A 6,207-nucleotide genomic window follows, 5' to 3' on the forward strand; every position below is an offset into this window, starting at 1 on the left:
TTGATTTGCATAATATAGATAAATATGTAGTTGGAGTGGATCTGGGAGGGACGAAAATAGCAGCTGCGCTTTTCGACTCGAGCGGTAAAATGCTGAAGCGTGAACGTACGGAAACGGCGGGTGCAGCAACGGCGAGAGAGGTTGTCAAGCGCATTACCGGCATGGTTCAATCCGTCGCTGAAGGGCGCACGCTCACCGGTGTGGGGCTGGCATCGCCCGGTGCGGTCAACAGCCGGGACGGCATCGTGCTCCATGGCACGAATCTTCCGGAATGGACGAATATCCCCTTGAAGAAGTGGATGGAGGCGGAGCTTGGAGCCCCTGTGCAGGTCGTCAACGATGCGAACGCCGCCGCTTGGGGCGAATATGCAAGAGGAGCCGGCCGGGGTTCTGCAAATATGGTGTATGTGACCTTCAGCACCGGTATTGGAGCCGGCATCGTGCTGGACGGCGAACTGCTTCTGGGCACGAACTCCTTCGCCGGAGAACTGGGACATAACATTATCGATCCGGGGGGTCCTGTCTGCAGCTGCGGGCGCAATGGCTGCTGGGAGACATTCGCTTCGGGCACGGCCATCCGGAATGCGGCTCTGGTCCTGATGCAGGAAAGACCGTCGCTGATTGCGGAGCTTGCGGCTGCAAAGGGGGAAGAGGTTTCGTCCAGGACGGTATTCGAAGCCCGTGAGCAGGGGGATGCTGTCGCTCTTGAAGTAATCGAGCGGGCCATTCACTATATGGCGCTCGGTCTCGCCAATGCGGTTCATACTTTCAATCCGGACCGGATTGTTATTGGCGGAGGCGTGAGCAAGGCGGCCGGCCAGCTGTTCCCGCTGCTGCGCGAGGAGACGGAGAAGCTCGTAATGAAGCCTTACCAAGGTTCATACGAAATCGTTCCTGCCGGCCTGCACGACGATGTCGGACTTATCGGGGCTGCCGCTATGTTCCGGTTCCAGCCTGCTTCAACCGCTGCTAACTCCCATTGACCCGCTATGCCTCGGAGAATTATGATGAGGATAACAATTCGTTTTGAAGGAGATGGGTCCATGGCAGCTATCGCAAGACCTCCCTGCTAAGCCTTAAACACCAGTCCTCCACGTGCACCTCCTGATTCCGATTGAGCTTTTTAACAGCCCAATCCGATATCATGAAGGGAGCTCCTGATGGACTATACAACCAATCTGCGGATGCTGTACGCATTTCGCTTCTTTTCCAGCCTCATCCCGGCCTACGTCATCGAACGGCTGTACTGGGAGGAGCGGGGCATGACCATTCAGATGGTCGTGTATACGGAAATTATTTACGCCTTGACGATTGTTCTTCTGGAGATTCCTACAGGCGTGATGGCCGACAAATGGGGACGCAAAAGGATGCTGGTACTAAGTGCCGTGCTCGGCTGCAGCGAGTTTGTGATTCTGCTGCTTGCGGATGAATTCTGGCATTTTGCCCTGGTCGTCTTCCTGGCTGGCATCAGCCGTTCGGCCGGCAGCGGCACGGAGAATGCCCTGCTCTACGATTCGCTGGTGCTGCAGGGAAAGGCGGCTTCGTTCGAAAAACAACTGGGCTTCCTCAATGCCTGCGACTTCATTGGCGCCATCCTGGCCGCATTATGCGGAAGCTTTCTAGCCAGCCGGTTTGGCCTGGAGCTGAACTACTGGATTTCGCTCGGGAGCGCGCTGATTGCTCTGTTCATCTCGTTCCTCCTGGTGGAACCGGCAGCGGCAGCGGACGATGCTCCGGAAGAAGAAACGATACCTTTCAAACAGTATGTCGCAGTGTCTCTTCGCTTCTTCCGGTCAAACCCCGGGGTCAGCCTTGTCGTGGTTTCGGGAATGGTGACAGGAACAGCGGTAGGCTTCATCGATGAATTCTGGCAGCTGTATGCAGAACGACTGGAGATGCCGGTTGTCTATTTTGGCGTTCTATCTACCGCGCTCATGCTCCTGCGGCTTCCCGGCAACCTTCTGGCCCATCTGCTGATCGGGCGTTTCAGCTACAGGATTCTGCTTATAACCGTGACCGCTATATTCGCTGTCGGCTTTGCCTTTGCGGCTGCGAGCCGGGACTACGGCGGTCTTGCCGCTCTGCTGCTTGTCTGTCTGTTCTCCGGCGTGATGGAGCCTCTTGTCAGCGGCTGTCTGCATCATCGGATCGATTCCTCCACGAGGGCGACGATCGATTCATTCCAGTCACTGGGACTGAATCTGATTCACATCCTGGCAGGTCTTGGCTTCGGCTATTTCTCGTCCCGGTACGACGTATTCGGCGGTTATGGCTTCATCGGGCTACTATGCTTTGCTTTCCTCGTGTGGTTCATCACCGCTTCGCGATTGATCAAACATGAGGAGAAAAGCAGTGCCCGTGCGAAGGCTTAATCATCTCTGTGCCTCTGTGCTTGTAAAGCAGGCGGATAAAAAGGGACTGCCCGAGGGTTTTGAAAAACCTGAGGAGCAGTCCCTTTCTAAATGTAAAAGTATGGATCCATACGTTGTGAAGAAGCATGCTGCGCTTCTAGAGGACGGCAAGAGCCGAGCTGTTCTTCTTACGTACAGGAAGGCATGATGGAGGCTGCGTCCACCGGGCCGAGACCGGCTCAGCTCGTAATGAGGGCAAGCACAATCACGTCGAGGAAGATCTGCGTGACCTCGTGCTTGAGATATTTTTTCAGCAATCCTTCGACCTTGAACCCGCATTTTTTCAATAAACGGATAGAAGCTTCATTCTCTGGCCGCACATCGGCCTGAATCCGGTGCGCCCCGATATGATGGGCACCGTAAGCCGTTACTTGCTCCAGCGCCTCGGTCATCAGCCCCTGATTCCAGTAAGGCCGTGCCAGCTCAAAACCGATCGTAATCGGGAACAGCGGTTCCGTCTCGAATGTTCCTCTAAGGGGCATGTACATAATCGTGCCGATCAGAGCATCATCCGTCTTTCTGGCAATCCCCCACGGCAGGAGCGACTTCATCTCATAATGCTCGTTCCAGGATTGAATCAGCTCCCGTGCTTCTTCTACCGAGCCGGGACCGTACCAATCCAGAAATCTCGTAACCTGCGCATCGGCGTATACGCTGTACAAATCATGATCGTCCGAGATTCTTATCTGTCTTAAATGCAAACGTTTGGTCTGCAGCAGCGGGAATGGCTGCGAGCCATTAATCATCAGACATACCGGCTTTCGCTAGGGAGTGGATAGAGTCATTATAGGCCTGGAAGATGAAGAGAAGATGAAGGCGGTGGAATATAGTAGAAATTGTACGGAAGGCAGGCGGATTGCGTCTATGCCAACAATCGAATCCGGAAACAAAAGTTGCCGGCCGGAAGGAATCATGCTATTCTTTCACAAACCAGACCCCATCATCATCTTCCCGTTTATAATACCGAGGATTGGATGTACGAGGAATTCGAGACCGGAAAGCAGGTAAGATCGATACGCAGAACGATTTCCGAAGGCGAGAGCATGCTGTTCAATTCGCTTGTTCTTGATATGCATCCTTATGTGGGGGACGAGATATTTGCCAGGGAAGAGGGGCTTTTCCAGAAAAGGCTGGTTGCGGGCGCGATGGTCTTCAGCTATGGCTTGGGGTTAATGGCACACAATAATATCCATACTTTCAGCTACGGCTACGACAAGCTTAGATTTATCAAGCCCGTCTTCATAGGCGATACCATCTATACAGTCAGAACTCATATGGACAAAAGACCGAAGTATAAGGAAATGGGACTTATCCGCGTGAGCTATGAAATCTATAAGAACGAGGGTGAGCTTGCGCTGTATTGCGAGCATCTGCAAACGGTCAAGTATCGCCATCCGGAGCAGTGGCAGGATCAGGTCGAGAAGAAGCAAGGCATTTCTGAATAAGTATGTCCGGACTTGGGGTTGTTCCAACAGCGGTCCTATGAATCAGTCATCTGAATTTTATACAAAAGAACCTCCGGGTCCACTGCTTAAGTGGGGTCGGAGGTTCTTTTGACTACCAAAATAACGTCAGGCAATTATGACCGTCATCATATCATGACACCGGATAAGAGTATCTGCGGCTTATTCGTTGAGGAACAGCTCCGCTTTGCTCTGAATGAGCTTTGCAACGTCAGCCGCCGATTTCTGGCCCTTAAAGAATGCCTCGCCTTCCTCCGTAATGATATCGGTTATCTTCGAATTTCCGCCGACGGCATGAACCGCTTCCGTCACGCTGCCTTCCAGCCCGTCAAGCAGAGCGGGGTCGAACTTGAACGCGTCGGTTTCCGCAGGGCCGTTCTTGTAGGCAGGCACCTCTCCTTTGGCGCGCAGCTCCTTGATCTGCTTGTCGAAGGCGATTCGGTTGATCGAAAAGCCGGTGTTGCCGAGTGAAAGATTCGGCTCGGCCTCGCCTTGCTCCGACAGAATAAACTTGACGAAATCCCAGGCCTGCTGCTTGACGGGCGAGGCGGCATTTATTCCGATCGTTCCATTGGGGGTGAAATAGCCGCCCGCTCCCAGTTCCTGCGCATGCGGTTTCGTATACAGCTCCCCCTCCCCGCCATAACTGCCCAGTGTCAACAAAAACTCCATAGGCGACTGGATTTGCATTTCCTGAAAATAAGTATGTGTTTTTGTCCGTTTGCCGCCGGCCACAGCGTCGAAAACAACTCCGTCGTCGAACATCTTTTTGACTTGCTCCATCAGGCTGGTAAAGGATGCCGAATCGAACTTTGCCTTGCGGCTGGCCTCGTCGACGAACAGGGCATAATTGTCGCTGACCATCTCGGTCAGCAGATAGGCAGGGTCGCTGACCAGCGCGTTCGGGTACTCGCCCTTCTGTGCCAGCTGCTTCGCCGTTTCGACAAAATCATTCCACGTCCAATTTGTGTCATCCACTTGGACGCCGGCCTTTGCTATGGCATCTTTGTCGCCGACCAAGCCGTCAAGGAAAAATGACAGCGGTAAACTGTAGAGTCCTCCGCCAATTTGCGTATTGTCCAAAATATTGGTGAAATAATCCTCCTTCCTGAAGGCCGCATCCTGCTTCATCAGATCGTTGAAATCGGCGAGCAGATGCCGGCTTGCATATTGGCCGGCCGGCAGCATATCCAATTCCATCAGGTCGGGTCCCTTGCCGGCCAGCATTGCCGTATTCGTGGTCGTGACAAATTTCTCGATATTGGCCAACTGCGTATCCAGATCCGTAAATTCGGCTTGCGCGGTCTGCAGCTCGATCTCAACATTGGGATGGGCCGCCTCATACTTCTTCTTGGCCGACTGCAGCTGCTCGCTTGGGGTGAACGTCGCAAACACAAGCTTTACAGGGCCGGCCGGCGCTTCGTCCCCGCCCTCTGCCTGACCGTTCGTTCCCGACGCAGAATTGCCGTCCGCATCCGCCTTTCCCTGGTTTTGAACGGACGCGGTCACTTTGCTCCCCGCATTATTCCCGCCGCTGCCGCTGTTTCCGGTACAGGCGGAAAGACAGAGCAGTATCAGACAAACTACGATCGTAAATCCGGTTTTCTTCATGATAAGCCACCTTTTCTCATTTGTTTTCCTGCATTGAATTGCCGCCCTATAAGCGTTGACCCATTAAATGTAAAGCAAAGATATGTCCATTTTTTCATCAATTTGTTAATAAATTGTCTCTGAATCCGCCCATTGCCGCACATGGCATAAGAAAAAAAGACCGTCAGGGACAATATGAAGTGCACCCCTTAGAATAGACATTGGAAAAACCCCCTGGTTATTCCGATGAATTCTAAGGGGTGCATTTTTATGGCGATTAAAGGACAAAAGTATCAATACTATCCAGAATCGGTGAAGCGTGAAGCGATTCGATTGCATGTGGAGGAAAAGTGGTCGTACCGAGAGATCACGGAACACTTGGGAATTCATGATAAGGATCGAATAAAAAAATGGATGAGGAAGTATCGTGAGGAAGGCGAGCGTCTTTTTGAGGATCGCAGAGGTAATCCATTTCGGGAGACAACCGAAGAATATCGGTATGTGAAGCGGTTGGAGATGGAGATTACTGTGCTAAAAAAGTGGTTAGCCATCTTGAATCAGGAGGTGTGCAAGAGAAGCGGCAGGTCGTCGAGGCTTTAAAGGGGCCGTATACGGTCAAGCAGTTGTGTGATTATCTACAGCTTTCACGGAGCGGCTATTATCAATATTTGAAGAGGCAAAGCGAAGACCGCGACAAGGGACTGAAAGCGCGCATCCAAGCGATTTATGTGAAGCGAGAGAAA

6 protein-coding genes are annotated in these 6,207 nt (G+C 52.6%); 4 read left to right on the forward strand and 2 right to left on the reverse strand.

The annotated features are described in order from the left end of the window. Positions 1 to 5: 5 nt before the first annotated feature. Both AC0YOA_RS19365 and AC0YOA_RS19370 read left to right on the forward strand, forming a co-directional pair. Entirely contained in the window at positions 6 to 983 is a 978-nt protein-coding gene (locus AC0YOA_RS19365; RefSeq protein ID WP_475787961.1) for an ROK family protein, read from the forward strand. A 177-nt stretch (positions 984 to 1,160) separates the two neighbouring features. Then, positions 1,161 to 2,372, forward strand: a complete 1,212-nt coding sequence (locus AC0YOA_RS19370) for an MFS transporter (RefSeq protein WP_475787962.1) — start codon at positions 1,161 to 1,163, stop codon at positions 2,370 to 2,372. A 218-nt stretch (positions 2,373 to 2,590) separates the two neighbouring features. Here AC0YOA_RS19370 and AC0YOA_RS19375 read toward each other — a convergent pair whose 3' ends face one another. Next, positions 2,591 to 3,157: a GNAT family N-acetyltransferase gene (locus tag AC0YOA_RS19375; protein WP_475787963.1), complete on the reverse strand. Its 567-nt coding sequence runs from the start codon at positions 3,155 to 3,157 to the stop codon at positions 2,591 to 2,593. Positions 3,158 to 3,385: 228 nt separating this feature from the next. Between AC0YOA_RS19375 and AC0YOA_RS19380 the strand changes: the two genes are divergently transcribed. Next, positions 3,386 to 3,856 (forward strand): MaoC family dehydratase, encoded by a 471-nt coding sequence (locus tag AC0YOA_RS19380; protein WP_475787964.1) that lies wholly within the window; start codon positions 3,386 to 3,388, stop codon positions 3,854 to 3,856. Positions 3,857 to 4,036: 180 nt separating this feature from the next. Here the strand turns inward: AC0YOA_RS19380 and AC0YOA_RS19385 are convergent, their stop codons facing one another. Then, the gene (locus tag AC0YOA_RS19385) at positions 4,037 to 5,485 is read right to left on the reverse strand and encodes an ABC transporter substrate-binding protein (protein WP_475787965.1); all 1,449 of its coding nucleotides are present in this window, start codon (positions 5,483 to 5,485) and stop codon (positions 4,037 to 4,039) included. Between the two features lie 249 nt (positions 5,486 to 5,734). Between AC0YOA_RS19385 and AC0YOA_RS19390 the strand changes: the two genes are divergently transcribed. Next, positions 5,735 to 6,064: a transposase gene (locus AC0YOA_RS19390; RefSeq protein ID WP_475787966.1), complete on the forward strand. Its 330-nt coding sequence runs from the start codon at positions 5,735 to 5,737 to the stop codon at positions 6,062 to 6,064. The last annotated feature ends 143 nt before the right edge of the window (positions 6,065 to 6,207 follow it).

The sequence above is a fragment of the Paenibacillus sp. JT22N12 genome (assembly GCF_056269365.1).